Origin of the sequence: Pantoea sp. E2023-21 (assembly GCF_051302795.1) — a bacterium.
GTDB lineage: Bacteria > Pseudomonadota > Gammaproteobacteria > Enterobacterales > Enterobacteriaceae > Pantoea > Pantoea ludwigii_A.
Map to the genome: position 1 here is coordinate 1,323,104 of NZ_CP195344.1, position 18,319 is coordinate 1,341,422.

Annotated in this window: 21 protein-coding genes; 12 read left to right on the forward strand and 9 right to left on the reverse strand. The window is 52.7% G+C overall.

Features of this window, described 5'->3' with window-relative positions; all coding sequences use genetic code 11:
* Positions 1-4: 4 nt before the first annotated feature.
* From trpCF to ACRQ84_RS06280, 4 genes are all read left to right on the forward strand, one after another.
* Positions 5-1,366 carry a bifunctional indole-3-glycerol-phosphate synthase TrpC/phosphoribosylanthranilate isomerase TrpF gene (gene trpCF, locus ACRQ84_RS06265; RefSeq protein ID WP_483817894.1) on the forward strand — a complete coding sequence of 454 codons (1,362 nt, stop codon included), beginning with the start codon at positions 5-7 and terminating at the stop codon, positions 1,364-1,366.
* A gap of 46 nt (positions 1,367-1,412) precedes the next feature.
* Positions 1,413-2,606, forward strand: a complete 1,194-nt coding sequence (gene trpB / locus ACRQ84_RS06270; protein ID WP_007892408.1) for a tryptophan synthase subunit beta — start codon at positions 1,413-1,415, stop codon at positions 2,604-2,606.
* A complete protein-coding gene (trpA, locus tag ACRQ84_RS06275) occupies positions 2,606-3,409 on the forward strand; it encodes a tryptophan synthase subunit alpha (RefSeq protein WP_483817510.1) in 804 nt (267 codons plus the stop codon). Before trpB ends, trpA begins: the two co-directional genes overlap by 1 nt.
* A 248-nt stretch (positions 3,410-3,657) precedes the next feature.
* Entirely contained in the window at positions 3,658-3,972 is a 315-nt protein-coding gene (locus ACRQ84_RS06280) for a BON domain-containing protein (protein WP_064738827.1), read from the forward strand.
* Between the two features lie 46 nt (positions 3,973-4,018).
* Here ACRQ84_RS06280 and ompW read toward each other — a convergent pair whose 3' ends face one another.
* Positions 4,019-4,651 carry an outer membrane protein OmpW gene (gene ompW / locus ACRQ84_RS06285; protein ID WP_483817511.1) on the reverse strand — a complete coding sequence of 211 codons (633 nt, stop codon included), beginning with the start codon at positions 4,649-4,651 and terminating at the stop codon, positions 4,019-4,021.
* A 246-nt stretch (positions 4,652-4,897) separates the two neighbouring features.
* On the opposite strand from ompW, the gene ACRQ84_RS06290 reads away from it, so the two are divergent.
* Genes ACRQ84_RS06290 through yciA form a run of 4 tightly spaced genes read left to right on the forward strand, consistent with a single transcriptional unit; the run spans position 4,898 to position 7,149 of the window.
* Positions 4,898-5,314 carry a YkgJ family cysteine cluster protein gene (locus tag ACRQ84_RS06290; RefSeq protein WP_483817512.1) on the forward strand — a complete coding sequence of 139 codons (417 nt, stop codon included), beginning with the start codon at positions 4,898-4,900 and terminating at the stop codon, positions 5,312-5,314.
* 27 nt (positions 5,315-5,341) lie between these two features.
* Positions 5,342-6,076: a YciC family protein gene (locus tag ACRQ84_RS06295; protein WP_064738830.1), complete on the forward strand. Its 735-nt coding sequence runs from the start codon at positions 5,342-5,344 to the stop codon at positions 6,074-6,076.
* 59 nt (positions 6,077-6,135) lie between these two features.
* On the forward strand, positions 6,136-6,675 hold the full coding sequence (locus ACRQ84_RS06300) for a septation protein A (protein ID WP_008106564.1): 540 nt from the start codon (positions 6,136-6,138) through the stop codon (positions 6,673-6,675).
* Positions 6,676-6,729: 54 nt separating this feature from the next.
* Entirely contained in the window at positions 6,730-7,149 is a 420-nt protein-coding gene (yciA, locus tag ACRQ84_RS06305; protein ID WP_007892397.1) for an acyl-CoA thioester hydrolase YciA, read from the forward strand.
* A 50-nt stretch (positions 7,150-7,199) separates the two neighbouring features.
* On the opposite strand, the gene tonB is transcribed toward yciA, so the two are convergent.
* On the reverse strand, positions 7,200-7,934 hold the full coding sequence (gene tonB, locus ACRQ84_RS06310) for a TonB system transport protein TonB (RefSeq protein WP_483817513.1): 735 nt from the start codon (positions 7,932-7,934) through the stop codon (positions 7,200-7,202).
* A 204-nt stretch (positions 7,935-8,138) separates the two neighbouring features.
* Here tonB and ACRQ84_RS06315 point away from each other — a divergent pair, with 204 nt between their 5' ends.
* Positions 8,139-8,435, forward strand: a complete 297-nt coding sequence (locus ACRQ84_RS06315; RefSeq protein ID WP_007892393.1) for a YciI family protein — start codon at positions 8,139-8,141, stop codon at positions 8,433-8,435.
* A gap of 3 nt (positions 8,436-8,438) precedes the next feature.
* Positions 8,439-8,609 carry a hypothetical protein gene (locus ACRQ84_RS06320; protein WP_196762327.1) on the forward strand — a complete coding sequence of 57 codons (171 nt, stop codon included), beginning with the start codon at positions 8,439-8,441 and terminating at the stop codon, positions 8,607-8,609.
* A gap of 15 nt (positions 8,610-8,624) precedes the next feature.
* Here the strand turns inward: ACRQ84_RS06320 and ACRQ84_RS06325 are convergent, their stop codons facing one another.
* Positions 8,625-8,798, reverse strand: coding sequence for a YciY family protein (locus ACRQ84_RS06325; protein WP_155726381.1), 174 nt, complete (start codon positions 8,796-8,798; stop codon positions 8,625-8,627).
* Positions 8,799-8,960: 162 nt separating this feature from the next.
* Here ACRQ84_RS06325 and cls point away from each other — a divergent pair, with 162 nt between their 5' ends.
* Both cls and ACRQ84_RS06335 read left to right on the forward strand, forming a co-directional pair.
* Positions 8,961-10,421, forward strand: coding sequence for a cardiolipin synthase (cls, locus tag ACRQ84_RS06330; RefSeq protein WP_483817514.1), 1,461 nt, complete (start codon positions 8,961-8,963; stop codon positions 10,419-10,421).
* 37 nt (positions 10,422-10,458) lie between these two features.
* Positions 10,459-10,788, forward strand: coding sequence for an HI1450 family dsDNA-mimic protein (locus ACRQ84_RS06335; RefSeq protein ID WP_196761379.1), 330 nt, complete (start codon positions 10,459-10,461; stop codon positions 10,786-10,788).
* Positions 10,789-10,831: 43 nt separating this feature from the next.
* Here the strand turns inward: ACRQ84_RS06335 and oppF are convergent, their stop codons facing one another.
* The 6 genes from oppF to ACRQ84_RS06365 all read right to left on the reverse strand — a co-directional run bounded on the left by oppF (position 10,832) and on the right by ACRQ84_RS06365 (position 18,223).
* A complete protein-coding gene (gene oppF / locus ACRQ84_RS06340; RefSeq protein WP_258143413.1) occupies positions 10,832-11,836 on the reverse strand; it encodes a murein tripeptide/oligopeptide ABC transporter ATP binding protein OppF in 1,005 nt (334 codons plus the stop codon).
* On the reverse strand, positions 11,833-12,852 hold the full coding sequence (locus ACRQ84_RS06345) for an ABC transporter ATP-binding protein (protein ID WP_064738834.1): 1,020 nt from the start codon (positions 12,850-12,852) through the stop codon (positions 11,833-11,835). Before ACRQ84_RS06345 ends, oppF begins: the two co-directional genes overlap by 4 nt.
* An 11-nt stretch (positions 12,853-12,863) precedes the next feature.
* On the reverse strand, positions 12,864-13,772 hold the full coding sequence (gene oppC, locus ACRQ84_RS06350) for an oligopeptide ABC transporter permease OppC (RefSeq protein ID WP_064738835.1): 909 nt from the start codon (positions 13,770-13,772) through the stop codon (positions 12,864-12,866).
* A 15-nt stretch (positions 13,773-13,787) separates the two neighbouring features.
* Positions 13,788-14,708 (reverse strand): oligopeptide ABC transporter permease OppB, encoded by a 921-nt coding sequence (gene oppB, locus ACRQ84_RS06355; RefSeq protein ID WP_064738836.1) that lies wholly within the window; start codon positions 14,706-14,708, stop codon positions 13,788-13,790.
* 80 nt (positions 14,709-14,788) lie between these two features.
* Entirely contained in the window at positions 14,789-16,429 is a 1,641-nt protein-coding gene (gene oppA, locus ACRQ84_RS06360; protein ID WP_483817515.1) for an oligopeptide ABC transporter substrate-binding protein OppA, read from the reverse strand.
* Positions 16,430-16,588: 159 nt separating this feature from the next.
* Positions 16,589-18,223 (reverse strand): ABC transporter substrate-binding protein, encoded by a 1,635-nt coding sequence (locus ACRQ84_RS06365; protein WP_483817516.1) that lies wholly within the window; start codon positions 18,221-18,223, stop codon positions 16,589-16,591.
* Positions 18,224-18,319: the final 96 nt, after the last annotated feature.

Genomic DNA, 18,319 nt, shown 5'->3' on the forward strand with positions numbered 1-18,319 from the left:
GAGTATTAAGGGCACTGTTTTAGAGAAAATCGTACAAGATAAAGCCATCTGGGTTGAGGCACGCAAAGCACAGCAGCCGCTGGCCACTTTCCAAAACGATTTGCAGCCTGCGGCACGTCACTTTTACGATGCGCTGCGTGGTTCACGTACCGTATTCATCCTGGAATGCAAAAAAGCATCGCCCTCCAAAGGGCTGATTCGTGAAGATTTTGATCCCGCGAGCATCGCGGGCGTTTATCGTCATCACGCTTCTGCGGTTTCGGTATTGACCGATGAAAAATACTTCCAGGGCGATTTTGATTTTCTGCCGATTGTTAGCGCCGCCATTACTCAACCGGTGTTGTGCAAAGACTTCATCATCGATCCCTACCAGATCTATCTGGCACGCCATTATCAAGCCGATGCCATCCTGTTGATGTTGTCGGTGCTGGATGATGATCAATATCGTCAGCTCGCCGCGGTGGCGCACAGCCTGAAAATGGGTGTGCTGACTGAAGTGAGTAATGAAGATGAGCTGGAACGTGCAATTGCGCTGGAGGCCAAAGTCGTCGGCATCAATAACCGCGACCTGCGCGACCTGTCCATCGACCTGAACCGCACGCGCCAGTTAGCACCGCGACTCGGACATGGCGTGACCGTTATTAGCGAATCAGGCATCCATAGCTATGCGCAAGTGCGTGAATTGAGCCACTTTGCTAACGGTTTCCTGATTGGCTCTGCGCTGATGGAAGAAGCCGACCTGACTGCTGGCGTGCGTCGCGTATTGCTCGGTGATAACAAAGTGTGCGGCTTGACTCGCGCCGAAGATGCGCTTGCCGCGCATGAGGCCGGAGCCATTTACGGTGGATTGATCTTCGCCGAAGGCTCACCACGCAAAATCAGTCGCGAGCAGGCGCAAGTGGTACAGGCAGCCGCCCCGCTGAAGTATGTTGGCGTGTTCCGCAACAACAGCACAAGTGACATTGTCACTCAAGCCACGACATTGAATCTGGCAGCTGTTCAGCTGCACGGTGATGAAGATCAAGCGTTCGTCGCGGAACTGCGTCAGGCGCTGCCGGCAGAAATAAAAATCTGGAAAGCGCTCAGCATCAAAGAACACTTACCTGTACGCGACTGGCCGCATGTTGATCGCTACGTGTTTGATAACGGCCAGGGCGGCACTGGCCAACGTTTCAATTGGTCCTTGCTGCAAGGCCAGGATTTGAGCAACGTGCTGCTAGCCGGTGGCCTGAGCGCAGATAACTGCGTTGAAGCCGCGCAGCAAGGCTGTGCCGGCCTCGATTTCAATTCCGGCGTAGAATCTGCGCCCGGCATCAAAGATGCCAGCAAAGTCGCAGCGGTATTCCGCACGCTGCGCGCCTATTAATTTCGCTTGCCCGCCACCGCGCGGGCCGAATAAGGAAGATGAAAAAATGACCACGCTATTGAATCCCTATTTTGGCGAGTTTGGCGGCCAATATGTCCCGCAAATCCTGATGCCCGCGTTGCGCCAGCTGGAAAATGCTTTTGTTGAGGCCCAGCGCGATCCGGAGTTTCAGGCCGAGTTTACTGACCTGCTGAAAAACTATGCTGGACGCCCAACCGCTTTGACGCTGTGCAGCAACCTGACGAAAGGCACCAAAACCCGCCTGTATCTGAAGCGTGAAGACCTGCTGCACGGCGGCGCGCACAAAACTAACCAGGTGCTCGGTCAGGCGCTGTTGGCCAAGCGTATGGGCAAAAACGAGATCATTGCTGAAACTGGCGCCGGTCAGCACGGTGTGGCGTCAGCGTTAGCCTGTGCCTTGCTCGGCATGAAGTGCCGCATCTATATGGGTGCCAAAGATGTTGAACGTCAGTCGCCAAACGTGTTCCGCATGCGTTTGATGGGCGCGGAAGTGATTCCAGTGCATAGCGGTTCCGCAACGCTGAAAGATGCCTGTAACGAGGCGCTGCGCGACTGGTCTGGCAGCTATGAAACCGCGCACTACATGCTCGGCACCGCTGCAGGCCCGCACCCGTTCCCGACCATTGTACGTGAATTCCAGCGCATGATTGGCGAAGAGACCAAAGCGCAGATTCTTGAGCGTGAAGGTCGCCTGCCGGATGCCGTGTTAGCCTGCGTGGGCGGTGGTTCGAACGCTATCGGCATGTTCGCTGACTTTATCGAAGAAGAAAGTGTGGGCCTCATCGGCGTTGAGCCCGCTGGTCACGGTATTGAAACCGGTGAACACGGTGCGCCACTCAAGCACGGTCGCGTGGGGATCTACTTCGGGATGAAAGCCCCGATGATGCAAACCGAAGAGGGCCAGATTGAAGAATCCTACTCGATTTCTGCGGGTCTGGACTTCCCGTCCGTGGGGCCTCAGCATGCGCATCTAAACAGTATCGGCCGCGCTGAATATGTTTCGATCACCGATGATGAAGCCCTCAGCGCCTTCAAAGAGCTGTGCCGTGCTGAAGGTATTATTCCGGCACTCGAGTCTTCACATGCGCTGGCACATGCGTTGAAAATGATCCGCGAAAATCCAGAAAAAGAGCAGCTGCTGGTGGTTAACCTTTCTGGCCGCGGCGATAAAGACATCTTCACCGTTCACGATATTTTGAAAGCCAAGGGAGAGATTTGATGGAACGTTACAATCAGCTGTTTCAACGTCTATCGGCGCAGAAAGAAGGCGCATTTGTCCCCTTCGTTACCCTCGGCGATCCTTCTCCTGAACTGTCGCTGAAAATCATCGATACCCTGGTGGAAGGCGGCGCAGATGCACTCGAACTTGGCATCCCGTTTTCGGATCCGCTAGCCGATGGCCCAACCATTCAGGGTGCGACGCTGCGTGCCTTTGCTTCTGGCACCACCGTGGCGCAGTGTTTTGAAATGCTGGCCACCGTACGCCAGAAATACCCTGACCTGCCGATTGGCTTACTGATGTACGCCAATCTGGTGTTCAGCAAAGGTATCGACAACTTTTATGCCCAGTGCGAGGCGGTCGCTGTGGATTCGGTGCTGGTTGCGGATGTGCCGCTGGAAGAGTCTGCGCCATTCCGTCAGGCTGCGATGCGCCACAATGTGGCACCGATCTTTATCTGTCCGCCAAATGCCGACGATGCGCTGCTGCGTGAAATTGCCGCGCATGGCCGCGGTTATACCTATCTGCTGTCTCGTGCGGGTGTAACCGGGTCGGAAAATCGTGCCAGTCTACCGCTGCATCACCTGATCGAAAAACTGCGTGAGTTTAACGCAGCCCCACCGCTGCAGGGCTTTGGGATTTCTGAACCTGGCCAGGTGAAAGAAGCGATCGCTGCGGGCGCGGCCGGCGCGATTTCCGGTTCGGCGATTGTGAAAATCATCGAGCGTAATCAGAACGATCCGACAACGCTGCTGAGCGAACTGAAAGCCTTTGTTAGCGACCTGAAAGCGGCCACCCACTAAAAGCATTCAGGGCCTTATTCGTCGACGCGGATAAGGCCTTACTACCCTCACAAACATCCCTCTGCCCATCTCCCCCTTAGTCTTCGCTTTTCCGGCCAGCTAAAACCGCAATGAGATCAATAAATGGCATAAATCAGCTAATTTCATCTTTTTTGCACGCGGCGATTTGCCGATTTCGCAACGCCAGACCACAATTAACTGCGCCGCCCCGTTGCGGCGAAACATCATCTAAGACAGGGAGATAAACAATGAAATTTTTCAAAGTCGTTGCAGGATTTATGATGGCTGCGGTAATGGCGCTGGCTCTTAGCGCATGTGCACCAACAGCAACTAAAGAAGGCACTGGCGGTTACATCGACGATACGGTAGTCACCACCAAAGTGAAGGCTCAGCTGCTTAATGACGAAGCGCTGAAATCCACGGAAATCAACGTGGAAACCTTTAAGGGCAAAGTTCAGCTGAGCGGTTTTGTTAGCTCACCGCAGATGGCAAATCGCGCGGTTTCTGTCACGCGTAGTGTAGCGGGCGTGAAATCTGTGGTTAACAATATGCAGATCAAATAACACAACGGGCGACCTTCTGGTCGCCCGCTTCATTTCTGGTTGCCGATCAGAATCGATATCCCGCACCAAAGAAGAACACCCACGGATCAATACGCGTGTTGATGTTCTGCTGCTCACCGCCAGCTTTGAATTTCACTTCGGTATCAATGTCCATGTACCACAGCGATGCATTCAGCATCCAGTCGCGGTTGATTTGATAATCCAGACCCACCTGGCCCGCCATGCCCCAGGAATCTTTAACGCTCAGGTCGCTTAAACCGGCATCCTCACCCGTTTGATTGAATTTGGCATCGTAGAAAGTGGTGTAGTTGATACCGACGCCAACGTACGGGCGGACTTTGTTTTTGCTATCAAAGAAATAGTACTGCGCCATTAAAGTTGGCGGCAGCTGGCGCACGGTGGCCAGATTTCCGGTGGCACCGAGGCCAACCTTATGACGGAACGGGGTTGCAGCCAGCAGCTCAACGCCGATGTTATCCGTTGCCATATAGGTAAAGGTCAAACCCAACTGCGTATCGTTACTTACGTTAAAGCCGCCCATACCCAGCACATTGTCAGAGCCTTCGGTCGGACGGACGGTGGCGCTCCCTGCGCGCATAAAGAAATCACCGGCTTCATGAGCCAGAGCCAGTTGCGGAATTGCCAGCGCCATCAGCAGTGCGCATTTTGCCAGTTTCATAATCACTCCTTTGCCAAATAAAGATGGGTCTCAATGTTGAATGCGGCACAACATTTACCCCTTTTTTGGTAAAAGATCATCTGCATCAATATAAATTAATCACTTAAAAAACAATGGATTGATTCAGATCAATTTTGGCTTTACAGCGCGTAATAAAAGTCCGCTTGCGAAAATTTTTCGCCGTGATTATTTTACCTTTTCCCTGTGTGATTTTGGTTCGATGCCTTAGAGGTGGCGGGCGATCAGATGAGCGATTCACTAAATCCTTGCGTGACCTGTGGCGCATGCTGCGCGCACTTCCGTGTCTCTTTTTACTGGGCCGAAGCCGATGATGGCGCCGGTGCCGTTCCGGTTGAATTAACCGAACCGTTAACCCCGTTTATGCGCAATATGCGCGGTACCAACCAACGCCAGCCGCGCTGTGTTGCGCTGCAGGGCGAGGTCGGCGGCTGCGTCTCCTGCGGCATTTATCAGCAGCGCCCTTCGCCCTGTCGGGAGTTTTCGATGTCCGGCGAGAACGGTGAACTGAACGAAGCCTGCGATCGCGCCCGTGCTCGCTACGGTCTTCCTGCGCTTTTTAACCCTTCTTTACCTGAGATGACAGAAAGTTATCGCAATGCGGGTGCCAGCACGCCAGTAGAACATGTACAATCGCCGGGTTAATTAATCCGGTTCTTTCAAGGAGTTTACATGTCTATCACGGCAAGCTCGTTATACCGTGACACAGGAAATTTTTTGCGCCATCAGCTGGTTACTATTTTACTGCTGGCGCTGCTGACCTCGTTCATTACTGTGATCGTCGGCCACGCGTTAACGCCAGGTGAAGACCAGCTCTCGTTGTTGAGCCAGTCAGATGACAGCGCATCGTCGCTGTTTGAGCTGGTACAAAATATGTCTCCGGATCAGCAGCGTATTTTGTTGCGTGCCTCCGCTGCTGGCACCTTTGCAGCGTTGGTAGGCAACACGCTGCTGCTGGGCGGCATGCTGCTCCTGATCCCGATGGTATCGGGCGGACAACGTGTCAGCGCGCTGCGCGCTATTGGTGCTTCTGCGCCAATCCTGCCTAAGCTGCTGCTGCAAACCTTCCTGATCACCCTGCTGGTGCAACTGGGCTTTATGGTGCTGATGGTGCCCGGCGTGATTCTGGCCATCCTGTTTTCACTGGCGCCGGTGATTCTTGCCAATGAAAAGCTTGGCGTGATTGGCGCCATGCGCGCCAGCATGCGTCTCGCCTGGAAGAATATTAAGGTTATCGCACCCGCCATAGTACTGTGGCTACTGGCCAAAATCGTGCTGATGTTCTTCTTTTCATCACTGACCGTACTGCCAGCGAATATCGCCTCCGTGGTGTTGAACGCGCTGGGTAATATGGTCTCCGCTGTGCTGATTATCTATCTGTACCGGCTGTATATGCTGTTACGTTAATCGTTATGGCGCTCACCCGAGCGCCATAACTGAATGCTCCTGCCCTAATTGGAAACGCTATGAAGCAGTTACTCGATTTTCTTCCCCTGGTGGTTTTCTTCATTTTCTACAAGCTGTACGACATTTTTGTCGCCTCTGGCGCATTGATCGTTGCCACCGGCCTGGCGCTGGTCGTTAGCTGGGTGCTTTACCGCAAGCTGGAAAAAATGACCATTTTCACCTTTGTGCTGGTTGCGGTATTTGGCACCCTGACGCTGGTGTTCCATAACGATGAATTCATCAAATGGAAAGTCACAGTTATCTATTCTCTGTTTGCCGTCGCGCTACTCTATAGTCAGTGGTTCATGAAGCAACCGCTTATCCAAACCATGTTGGGTAAAGAGTTGCAACTGCCATCAGGCGTTTGGCGCAACCTCAACATCGCCTGGGCAATCTTCTTCCTTGCCTGTGGCTTAGCGAATATTTATGTTGCGTTTTGGTTATCGCAGGAATTTTGGGTTAACTTTAAAGTGTTCGGTCTAACCGGCCTGACCCTGCTCTTTACCCTGTTGAGCGGCGTGTATATCTGGCGACAGATGCCGCAACAAGAACAAAAATAATGCCACTCCGCCCGACAGCGTCGGGCTTCTCTTCACCTGCAGAAGAACTGAGCAATGGACGAAAAACATAAGTCGCCGCAAGGCGAGATGGTATTGCGTACTCTGGCCATGCCAGCGGATACCAATGCCAACGGTGATATTTTTGGTGGCTGGTTGATGTCGCAGATGGATATGGGCGGCGCAATCAAGGCCAAAGAAATTGCCGAAGGGCGCGTCGTCACCGTGCGCGTGGACGGAATGACGTTCTTAAAACCGGTGGCGGTTGGTGATGTGGTGAGCTGTTACGCGCGCTGCATCCGTACCGGCAACAGTTCTATGACCATCAATGTTGAAGTGTGGATTAAAAAAGTATCGTCCGAGCCTATCGGACAGACCTACTGCGCAACCGAAGCGGTATTTGTCTACGTCGCCGTTGACAACACCGGGCAATCTCGCCCTCTGCCGCCCGGCAGAAGCAATTTAAGCGATCTGTAACGCAAAAAAGCGGTCAACTGACCGCTTTTTTTCCTCTCAACCAAGAGTGCTTACTCAATATTGGCGCCGCCATTGATGCGGAACACAATATTCATAGTCAGGTTCTTGCCTGGACGACCCGGTTGATAGCGCCATTTCTTCATCGCCTGCTTAACCTCACGTTCGAACATATTGCGTGGTTCAGCCGACAAGATTTCAACGTTATCCACACGACCTTCGCTATCAACATCAAACTGCACGCGCACACGTCCCTCAACGCGCAATGCAAACGCTCGCGCCGGATAAGCAGGCTTGCTGACGTTCATCGCCTTCGGGCCATCAGAGATGCTCGGTGTTGCGGTCGGATTCGCCTTTGGTGCTGTCGTTGGGCGCGTCTGCGTGGTCGGCGCTTCCTGTTTAAACGGATTTTCCTGCGGCTTCACTTCCTGACGCGGTTTCGGTTCAACTTTCTTCTCAACCTTTGGCTTTGGTTTCGGTTTTGGCTTCGGCTTCGGCTTCGGTTCTGGCTTAGGAATCGGCACGGGCTCAACCTTTGGCGGCTCTGGTGCCACTTCTGGCTCTGGCTCAGGTTCTGGCGGCGGCGGTGTGACCTCAGCCGGTGCGGGTTCCGGTTGCACCTCCGGCGCGACCATCGTCACGCTAATGGGCTGAGACGCTTTTGGAACTTCAATGACCTGATGAAACGATGCATAGAGAATGCCAGCGATCAACGAACCGTGAAGTATCACGGATAAAATTACAGCAATAGGGGTACGTGTAGGCAAAGGCATAGTCAACGTGGTCATATCATTCATATTCATTGAGTGAAGGGGAGATTTTAAATGCAAATAGCAATCAGTTTCAATAAGGGATGTAAAAGCGCCCGTAGAAAGGCCTTTTTTAACCCTGATTGCGCTGAATGACTGCGTATTTATCTTTCGTTTGCACTCTGATTAACGATCACTTAACGTGTCACGCAATTTCGGCAAGTCTAACGGGAGTATCCCATCGTGCTTTACGTCATTTATGCGGAAGATACCGCTGATTCATTGGAAAAACGCAATTCGGTACGTCCCGCGCATCTTGCTCGTTTGAAGCTGTTGCAGGATGAAGGTCGACTGATTGCTGCGGGTCCGCTGCCAGCGGTGGACAGTAACGATCCAGGCCCGGCTGGTTTCACCGGTTCCGTGATTATCGCCGAATTCTCTTCACTGGAAGTCGCTGAATCATGGGCCAAGGATGATCCCTATATCGCTGCAGGCGTTTATGAAAAAGTCGCGGTTAAGCCATTCAAACGCGTCTTCTAATTTATGTGGCAGTCAGTTTTACTGCTGGTGATGGCATTAACCCTCATCGGCAGAGCACTTTGGGTATGGCGTCGGCAAGGCTGGCGCCACGCTCGGCAGCACATCGTGATGATGATTGTGCTGGCCGCAGCAGTGCAAATGGTCAATATAATGCTGGTGTTGCGCGGTGCATAATGACCGCGTAAGCCGTTAAATCATTTGCGAGATAAACAGGATGGAGCGTCGATGCTGCTGCGCCACCTGATGACGAATAGTGTGAATGCGTTTATAGCGACGCGACTGCCCTTCCAGCCAACGAGAACGACGACGGTGTACCTGACGTAACATTCTCCAGCGTGCCACTTCATTTTTACTGCGTCTCATCACATCCTCTCAGACAGGCTAAACTCGGCAGGGATTATAAAGATCTGTTGGGAAATACCAAATCGAAAGCTTCATCGAAACATCATTCAGGATTAAAGGTTTCACTACCTGTGATCAGCACGTAAACTTTGCACAACAAAGCGCGAACAGGACGTCCACTTAATGACCACATTTTATACCCTAATCAGTTGGTTGCTGCTGTTTGGTTATTGGCTGCTGATTGCGGGTGTCACGCTACGTATTCTGATGAAACGTCGCGCAGTCACCTCGGCAATGGCCTGGCTGCTGATCATCTACATTCTGCCGCTGGTGGGTATAATCGCCTATCTCTCCTTTGGTGAACTGCATTTAGGTAAACGGCGTGCCGAGCGCGCGCGCACCATGTGGCCGTCCACTGCCAAATGGCTCAACGATCTCAAGCAGTGCCGGCATATCTTCGCCACTGAACACAGCGACGTGGCGCGTTCCTTATTTGATTTGTGCCGCCATCGTCAAGGCATTGCGGGCGTAAAAGGTAATCAGCTGCAGTTGCTGACCAACTCCGACGATGTGATGCACGCGCTGATACGCGATATCCAACTGGCGCGTCACAACATCGAGATGGTGTTCTATATCTGGCATCCTGGCGGGCTAGCCGACGAAGTGGCGGAATCGTTGATGGCTGCATCGCGTCGCGGCGTGCATTGCCGTTTGATGCTGGACTCCGCAGGTAGCGTCACCTTCTTTCGCAGTCCGTGGGTCAATATGATGCGCAATGCTGGCATCGATGTGGTTGAAGCGTTACAGGTAAGCCTGCTGCGCGTGTTCCTGCGACGTATGGATTTACGCCAGCATCGCAAAGTGGTGCTGATTGATAATTACATCGCTTACACCGGCAGCATGAACCTGGTTGATCCGCGCTTCTTTAAACAGGAAGCGGGCGTTGGTCAGTGGATTGATTTGATGGCACGTATGGAAGGTCCAGTGGCGACGACAATGGGCATTGTCTATGCCTGCGACTGGGAGATAGAAACCGGGAAGCGCATTCTGCCGCCCGCGCCGGATGGCAACGTCATGCCCTTCGAACAAGAGAGCGGTCATACCATTCAGGTCATCGCCTCCGGCCCGGGTTTCCCTGAGGATATGATCCACCAGGCGTTGCTCACCGCGGTTTACTCCGCGCGCGAGCAACTGATTATGACAACACCCTACTTTGTGCCGAGTGATGACCTGCTGCACGCCATTTGTACCGCGGCGTTACGCGGTGTGGAAGTCAGCATTATTGTGCCGCGCCACAATGATTCGCTGTTGGTAGGCTGGGCAAGTCGCGCCTTCTTTACCGAACTGCTGGAAGCCGGCGTGAGGATTTATCAGTTTGAAGATGGCTTACTGCATACCAAAAGTGTGCTGGTCGATGGGCAACTGAGTTTGGTCGGCACGGTTAATCTGGATATGCGCAGCTTGTGGCTTAACTTTGAGATCACTTTAGTCGTTGATGATGACGGCTTTGGCAGCGATCTCGCCACCGTGCAGGATGATTACATCGCCCGCTCACGCTTACTGGATGGCGCTCGCTGGGCGAAACGTGCCTGGTGGCAACGCATCGTTGAACGACTGTTTTACTTCTTTAGTCCTTTACTGTAAAACGAGCGAAAATATTACCGCCTTAGGGCAAGCAGGAATGACCATGGATTTAAATAATCGCCTTACTGAAGATGAAACGCTGGAGCAGGCTTACGATATTTTTCTTGAGCTGGCTGGCGACAATCTCGATCCCGCTGACATTATTCTGTTCAATCTGCAGTTTGAAGAGCGCGGTGGCGCAGAACTGTTTGATCCTGCAGAAGACTGGCAGGAACACGTTGATTTCGATCTCAACCCAGACTTCTTCGCTGAAGTGGTGATTGGATTGGGTGAAGCTGACGGCGAGCCGATTACTGATGTGTTCGCACGCGTCCTGCTTTGCCGCGAAAAGGATCACAAGCTCTGCCATATCCTGTGGCGCGAGTAAGCGGCAGACAGCAAAACGCCGGGCAATAGCCCGGCGTTTTCTTTTATAGCGGATCGACTTTTAGGCAGGAAACCGCATGACGGAAACTGCCTTCCAATAGCGGCCGCGTTTTCGCGCACTCCGGTCCGGCAATCGGGCAACGCGTGCGGAACACGCATCCCGATGGCGGATTGATGGGTGATGGCAGCTCCCCTTCCAGCAGCTGGATTTGTTTGTTCTTCTCCAGATCCGGATCGGGAATAGGTACCGCTGACATCAGCGCACGGGTATACGGATGCTGCGGATTGTTATACACCGCATCGTAAGTGCCCAGCTCAACTGCATGCCCGAGATACATTACCAGCACGCGATCGGAGATGTGTTTTACCACCGCTAAATCGTGGGCGATAAAGATCAATGACAGCCCCATTTCACGCTGTAACTTCTGCAACAGGTTGACGACCTGCGCCTGAATCGACACGTCTAGCGCCGATACCGGCTCATCGCAGATGATCAGTTTCGGCTCCAGAATCAGCGCGCGTGCGATACCAATACGCTGACACTGGCCGCCCGAGAATTCGTGTGGATAACGGTTGATGAGGTTAGGTAATAAACCTACCTTCATCATCATGCTTTTTACTTTATCCTTCACTTCCTGGCGCGGCATCTTTGGGTAATAGGTGCGCAGCGGTTCAGCAATGATATCGCCAATAGTCATACGTGGATTGAGCGATGCCAGCGGATCCTGAAAGATCATCTGAATGTCGCTGCGCGCCTGTCGCCACTGTTCCTGGCTTTGCCCTAGCAAATCGCGCCCTAACCAGGCGACGCGTCCTTCCGTGGCTTTCACCAGGCCAATGATGGCGCGGGCCAGCGTCGATTTACCACAACCCGATTCACCCACTACACCCAGCGTTTCACCTTCATACAGTCGCAGACTGACGCCGTCGACCGCTTTCAAGGTGTGCGGTGGCTGCCAGAACCACTGTTTGCCATCCTTAATCTCGAAATGCACCTTCAGGTCGGCGATCTCCAGCAGGACTTTTTTCTCTTCGACTACGGTGCTCATACTAACTCCTCCACCGGCTTGAAGCAGGCACGCAAGCGACCTTCCGCGAAAGGCTCCAGCGGCGGTGCCTTGGCGCAAATGTCCATGGCGTAGGCGCAGCGAGGCTGGAACGGACAGCCTTGCGGCAGGCGCAGCAGGTTTGGCGGGTTGCCTGGAATGGTGGTCAGCGACTCGCCCTCTTCGGCATCCAAACGTGGTACTGCACTTAGCAGACCAATCGAGTACGGATGTGCAGGATGATAAAATACATCGCGTGCACGCCCATATTCCATGGTCCGGCCGGCGTACATCACCAGCACTTTGTCACAGATACCCGCTACGACGCCGAGGTCGTGGGTAATCATCACAATCGCAGTATTGAATTCGCGCTTAAGCTCATTCAGCAAGGTCATGATCTGCGCCTGCACGGTGACGTCGAGCGCCGTGGTCGGCTCATCGGCAATCAGCAGCTTCGGGCGACACAGCAGCGCCATCGCAATCATCACACGCTGGCGCATACCGCCGGAGAACTCATGCGGGAACATCTTCATGCGCTTACGCGCTTCCGGCATTTTCACGGCGTCTAGCATCCGCACCGACTCTTCAAAAGCCTGGGCGCTGTTCATGCCTTTGTGCAGCTTCAGCACTTCCATTAACTGCTCGCCAACGCGCATGTAAGGATTGAGCGACGTCATCGGGTCCTGGAAGATCATCGCAATCTGTTCAGCACGCAGTTTGTTCAGCTTGTTTTCCGGCAGATTGAGGATCTCTTCGCCGTTGAATTTTGCTGAACCGCCAATGCGCCCATTTTTTGCCAGTAGCCCCATCAAGGCAAATGCGGTTTGCGATTTACCTGAGCCGGATTCGCCAACAATGCCCAGCGTTTCACCTGCATGCAGTGAAAAGTTGAGGTCGTTCACAGCAGTGACATCGCCATCGTGGGTGCTGAAGGTGACGCGTAAATCTTTTACATCAAGCAGCAGGTTACTGTTTCCCGCACGCGCAGCCATTGCTGGCTGAAATTCATGAATGGTCATCGGGAAACTCCTTAACGATCTTTCGGGTCGAGGGCATCACGCAAGCCATCGCCGATAAAGTTAAAACAGAACAGCGTGACCACGAGGAAACCTGCCGGGAACATCAGCAACCACGGCGACACTTCCATTGAGTTGGCGCCATCGCTCAACAACGCCCCCCAACTGCTCAAGGGTTCCTGCGTACCAAGGCCGAGGAAGCTGAGGAATGATTCAAAAAGAATCATGCTTGGTACCAGCAGCGAGGCATACACCACCACCACGCCCAGCACGTTTGGCACAATATGACGCAGCACGATTTTAAAGGTACTTACACCGCCGACCTGCGCCGCTTCAATGAACTCTTTGCGCTTCAGACTCAACGTTTGGCCGCGCACGATACGCGCCATATCCAGCCACGACACCATGCCGATCGCCACAAAGATCAGCAGAATGTTACGACCAAAAAAGGTCACCAGCAGAATAACGAAGAACATGAACGGGAAGGAGTTGAGGATCTCCAAAATACGCATCATCACCGAGTCGATTTTACCGCCCAGATAACCCGCCAGTGAGCCATACAGCGTGCCCACCAGCACCGCGATCAGGGCAGAAGCGATCCCCACCATCAATGAGATGCGGCCACCAATAGCAACGCGTACCAGCAGATCGCGTCCCGAGGAATCGGTACCAAACCAGTGACCGGAAACGGTATCCGGCGCGGCAGACATCATTCCCCAATCCGTGTCGTCATATTTGAACTGCGACAACATCGGTGCGAACACGACGAACAGCGTGATCACCAGAAGCACCAGCAAACTAATGAAGGCGGCTCGGTTATGAATGAAGCGGCGACGCGCATCCTGCCATAGGCTGCGCCCTTCGACTTCCAGTTTTTCACTGAAGGCATCCAGAGCTTCGCTGTTTTTCTTACTTAACATCATGGGCGAGCTCCACAATCAGTAACGGATTTTCGGATCGATCACGGCGTACAGCACATCAACGATCGCGTTAAACAGAATGGTCAGCACGCCAACCAGAATGGTCAGACTCATTACCAGCGAGTAGTCACGGTTTAAAGCCCCGTTAACGAACAGCTGGCCGATGCCCGGCAAACCATAGATGGACTCAATCACCATTGAACCGGTGATGATGCCGACAAACGCCGGTCCCATATAGGAAAGTACCGGTAGCATGGCGGGCTTCAGTGCGTGACGCAGCACGATACGGCGCAGTGGCAGGCCTTTCGCGCGTGCGGTACGGATGAAGTTTGAGTGCATCACTTCAATCATCGAACCGCGCGTAATACGCGCGATGCTGGCGATGTAGGCCAGCGAGAGCGCGACCATCGGCAGCAACATGTAATTCCATTGGCCGCCGTTCCAGCCACCGCCTGGCAGCCAGCGCAAGGTAATCGCAAACACCAGCACCAGTAACGGCGCCACGACAAAGCTGGGGATCACCACGCCGGTCATCGCGACCCCCATCACGGCATAATCCCACAGGGTGTTTTGCTTCAGGGCGGCGATCACGCCAGCCGTCACGCCCAGCACCACGGCGAGGAAGAATGCGGCCAGACCGAGTTTGGCTGACACCGGGAAGGCATGGCCGACCAGATAATTGACCGAGTAATCTTTGTATTTAAACGAGGGGCCAAAATCGCCATGCGCCAACTGCACCAGATAGCTCAGGTACTGTTTGCCAATTGGATCGTTGAGATGGTACTTCGCTTCGATATTCGCCATCACTTCCGGTGAAAGAACACGCTCGCCGGTAAATGGACTGCCGGGTGCCAGTCGCATCATAAAGAAAGAGATGGTAATGAGGATAAAGAGCGTCGGGAGGGCTTCGAGGAGCCGACGCAGGATGAATTTTAACATTGCCGTACCTACCAGGCTGTTGCTTCACAAAGTAAAAAGGCGGTGCCGCAGCACCGCCACTATCGATAGCCTGAGTGCTATTAATGTTTAATGATATACAGATTTTTATCGACGGTTTTATCCAGCGGATCGTTGCCGGTGTAACCGCCCACGTAAGGTTTCACTAAACGCGCATTGACGTAGTAGTAAACCGGCACGATGGTGCTGTCTTTATCCAGAATCTGCTCAGCTTTCTGATAATCCGCTACGCGCGCTTTATCGTCTGTGGCCTTGACCGCATCGTGGATAACTTTATCGAAGTCAGCACTCTTGTAGTGCGAGGTGTTACTGCTGCTGTCAGACAGCATGATGTTCAGGAATGAGGTAGGTTCATTGTAATCCGCACACCATGCAGCACGAGAAACATCAAAGTTGCCCTGATGACGGGTATCCAGGAAGGTTTTCCACTCCTGGTTTTCCAGCTTGATGTTTACGCCGATGTTTTTCTTCCAGATTGAAGAGGCCGCGATCGCCAGTTTCTTGTGTAGGTCAGAAGTGTTATACAGCAGGTTGAAAGTCAGCGGTTTATCAGCGGTATAACCCGCTTCCGCCAGCAGTTTTTTCGCTTCTTCGTTACGCTTGTTCTGATCCCATTTGAACCAATCCGGCGGCAGCAGTTCCATGCCATCGGTGGCTGGCGGGGTGAAGCTATAAGCCGGTTGCTGACCTTGCGCCAGAACCTTATTCACCATGATGTCGCGATCCAGACCAAGTTTCAGCGCGGTACGCACGCGTGGATCGGTAAACGGTGCTTTCTGGTTGTTGATTTCGTAGTAATAGGTGCACAGATACGGCTTCACCATCAACTCTTTACCGTTATCACGCTGCAGTTTTTTGAACAGCTCGATTGGCATGTTGTTATAGGTGATATCACTGCCGTTCTCCGAGAAGTAACGGTTTACGTCGCTGACCTCAGAGTTGATTGGCAGAAAAGTCACTTTATTCAGAACTGTGTGCTCGTTATCCCAATACTGCGGGTTACGCACCAGCGTCACGCGTTCGTTGATCACGTGTGAATCAAGTTTGAATGCACCGTTACCGACCCAATTTTGCGGTTGAGTCCACTGATCGCCAAACTTCTCGATAGCAGGCTTATACACCGGGGACATAACGGAGTTGATCAGTAGCTTGTAAAAATACGGTACTGGCTCGCTCAGCGTGACTTCCAACGTGTGATCATCGATTGCTTTCACACCCAGATCGGTAGTGGGTTTTTTACCGGCGATGATGTCGTCAACATTGACGATGTGACCATATTGCGGATAGCTGGCGTATGGCGATGCGGTTTTCGGATCCACCAGACGTTGCCAGCTATACACGAAATCTTGTGCGGTGACCGGTTCACCGTTGGACCATTTGGCGTTTTTACGCAGGTGGAAAGTCCAGACTTTGAAATCTTTATTTTCCCAGCTTTCCGCCACGCCCGGCACCGGTTTGCCATCGCTGTCACTGGTGATTAGACCTTCATACAGGTCACGCGCGATGTTGTCTTCGGGTACACCTTCAATTTTGTGGGGATCCAACGACTGTACTTCATCGCCATTACCGCGAACCAGTTCCTGTTTTGCTGCCAATTCAACGCCTGCTGGTACTGTTGCTGCCAGCGCGGCATTCCCTGCCAGCGCGCCGATTGCGGCGAATACGCCCGCAGCAATCAGGCTTTTTTTCGTGATGTTGTTCATTATTACGCTCCAGTTTTATTATCTTTACCGGGTCGACTTATCGCCCGGCGTACCCCGTTTCCAGGTGATCTCCGCGTGTCTGAACGAAGACCCTAATCACCCTTCAGGGTTTACCACGGTAAAGTGCCGCCCGACTGTAGCGCCGGATCGGCTCATTACTCAATGTTTCTTTATGTAATAGTATTTCAACGCCAGCATGTCCTGCGGATCCTTACCGGTAAACCCTCCCACCCAAGGCTTAACCAACCGCACGCTAACCCGATAGTAGACGGGCACAATCGGTGAGTCTTTATCGAGTTGCGCCTCAGCCTGCTGATAAAGAGCGGCGCGCTTTGCTTCATCTGCGCTGGTCAATGTTTGCTTCATTAACTGGTCAAACGCCGAACTTTGGTAAAACGCAGTATTAATTGATGAGCCGCTTAATAACATATTCAGGAACGTGGACGGTTCGTTGTAATCCGCGCACCAGGTGGCGCGTACCACGTCGTACTGTGCCTGATGACGTGTTTCCAGCAGCGTTTTCCACTCCTGATTCTGTAATGTCACCACCGCGCCGAGGTTTTTTTGCCACATGGAGGCGGCAGCAATCGCTTGTCGCTTGTTTTGCTCAGAGGTGTTGTAAAGCAGCGTGAAACGCAGCGGGTTTTGTTGATTAAAGCCGGCATCCGCTAATAACTGTTTGGCACTGGCATTGCGCTCTGACTGGGTTTGTTGTGCCCAGGCCGGTGGAGAAAGCGTGATTCCGTGGGTAAACGGCGGCGTTAAACCATAGGCAGGAATCTGGCCCTGGCCCATGATCTTTTGCGCAATGATGTCGCGATCTAAGGTTAACTTCAGCGCGCTACGGACACGTGCGTCATTGAACGGTGCTTTTTGGTTATTAATCTCGTAATAGAAGGTGCACAACAGCGGACTGACTTTCACCTCATCACCGAGATCCTGCTGTAACTTTTTAAACAACTCCGGCGGCACCGCACTGTTAGTCATATCGGTACCGCCGCTACGATAGCGATTGATATCGCTGTTTTCTGAGGAGAGAGGTAAAAACACGCCCTCATCAATCACTGTATGCGCATTATCCCAATAGTTCGGATTGCGTTTAACAACGATTTTTTCGTTAACGACCCATTCGGACAGCGTAAAAGCACCATTGCCAACATAGTGTTGCGGCTGCGTCCACTGCTCGCCCCATTGTTCTATCGCCGGACGATAGACCGGTTTCATCGCGCTGTAGGCCAGCATGTCAACAAAATAGGGAACGGGTTCGGAAAGGGTGACTTGTAAATGATGATCGTCTAGAGCTTTAACACCGAGTTCAGCGGGCGAGGCTTTGCCCGACAAAATGGCATCAATGTTCTCTAAATGAGCCGCCTGCAAATAGCTGGCGTAAGGTGATCCGGTTTTAGGGTCAGCAAGACGTTGCCAACTGTAGACGAAATCCTGTGCGGTAACTGGCTTGCCGTTACTCCAACGCGCATCGTCACGTAGCGTAAACGTCCAGATGCGCCCTTCTTCACTTTGCCACTGTTTGGCAACGCCGGGTACCAGTTGACCGTTATTATCGGTTTCAACCAATCCTTCCAGCAGATTACGCATGACATTTGATTCAGGCACGCCTTCTGCTTTCTGCGGGTCCAGCGTCGCCACTTCGCTACCGTTATTAATGACAATACGCTGAGAATCGGATAATTGCGTTCCGGCAGGCACTTGTGCTGCCTGACTTTGAGAAATAATTGCCATCAGGCATAAGGCAAGCACTGAGCGCGTGAACGTTTTTGCTACCATGCATTTCATCAACAAATATCAACCTTAATCATAAGCCTGATAGCCTGTAAGCAAGAAGCGTACACATTTGTCGCTATCAGATAAAAAATTTGTGATGTGCCGAAA

Bases quoted from the DNA above. Each gene is read 5' to 3' on its own strand.
- oppA (WP_483817515.1), bottom strand. From the start codon at position 16,429: ATGAACAACATCACGAAAAAAAGCCTGATTGCTGCGGGCGTATTCGCC.
- trpA (WP_483817510.1), top strand. From the start codon at position 2,606: ATGGAACGTTACAATCAGCTGTTTCAACGTCTATCGGCGCAGAAAGAA.
- oppC (WP_064738835.1), bottom strand. From the start codon at position 13,772: ATGATGTTAAGTAAGAAAAACAGCGAAGCTCTGGATGCCTTCAGTGAA.
- ompW (WP_483817511.1), bottom strand. From the start codon at position 4,651: ATGAAACTGGCAAAATGCGCACTGCTGATGGCGCTGGCAATTCCGCAA.
- ACRQ84_RS06280 (WP_064738827.1), top strand. From the start codon at position 3,658: ATGAAATTTTTCAAAGTCGTTGCAGGATTTATGATGGCTGCGGTAATG.
- ACRQ84_RS06295 (WP_064738830.1), top strand. From the start codon at position 5,342: ATGTCTATCACGGCAAGCTCGTTATACCGTGACACAGGAAATTTTTTG.
- ACRQ84_RS06335 (WP_196761379.1), top strand. From the start codon at position 10,459: ATGACCATGGATTTAAATAATCGCCTTACTGAAGATGAAACGCTGGAG.
- ACRQ84_RS06325 (WP_155726381.1), bottom strand. From the start codon at position 8,798: ATGAGACGCAGTAAAAATGAAGTGGCACGCTGGAGAATGTTACGTCAG.
- yciA (WP_007892397.1), top strand. From the start codon at position 6,730: ATGGACGAAAAACATAAGTCGCCGCAAGGCGAGATGGTATTGCGTACT.
- oppB (WP_064738836.1), bottom strand. From the start codon at position 14,708: ATGTTAAAATTCATCCTGCGTCGGCTCCTCGAAGCCCTCCCGACGCTC.
- trpB (WP_007892408.1), top strand. From the start codon at position 1,413: ATGACCACGCTATTGAATCCCTATTTTGGCGAGTTTGGCGGCCAATAT.
- ACRQ84_RS06365 (WP_483817516.1), bottom strand. From the start codon at position 18,223: ATGAAATGCATGGTAGCAAAAACGTTCACGCGCTCAGTGCTTGCCTTA.
- oppF (WP_258143413.1), bottom strand. From the start codon at position 11,836: ATGAGCACCGTAGTCGAAGAGAAAAAAGTCCTGCTGGAGATCGCCGAC.
- ACRQ84_RS06345 (WP_064738834.1), bottom strand. From the start codon at position 12,852: ATGACCATTCATGAATTTCAGCCAGCAATGGCTGCGCGTGCGGGAAAC.
- ACRQ84_RS06300 (WP_008106564.1), top strand. From the start codon at position 6,136: ATGAAGCAGTTACTCGATTTTCTTCCCCTGGTGGTTTTCTTCATTTTC.
- ACRQ84_RS06320 (WP_196762327.1), top strand. From the start codon at position 8,439: ATGTGGCAGTCAGTTTTACTGCTGGTGATGGCATTAACCCTCATCGGC.
- cls (WP_483817514.1), top strand. From the start codon at position 8,961: ATGACCACATTTTATACCCTAATCAGTTGGTTGCTGCTGTTTGGTTAT.
- tonB (WP_483817513.1), bottom strand. From the start codon at position 7,934: ATGACCACGTTGACTATGCCTTTGCCTACACGTACCCCTATTGCTGTA.
- ACRQ84_RS06290 (WP_483817512.1), top strand. From the start codon at position 4,898: ATGAGCGATTCACTAAATCCTTGCGTGACCTGTGGCGCATGCTGCGCG.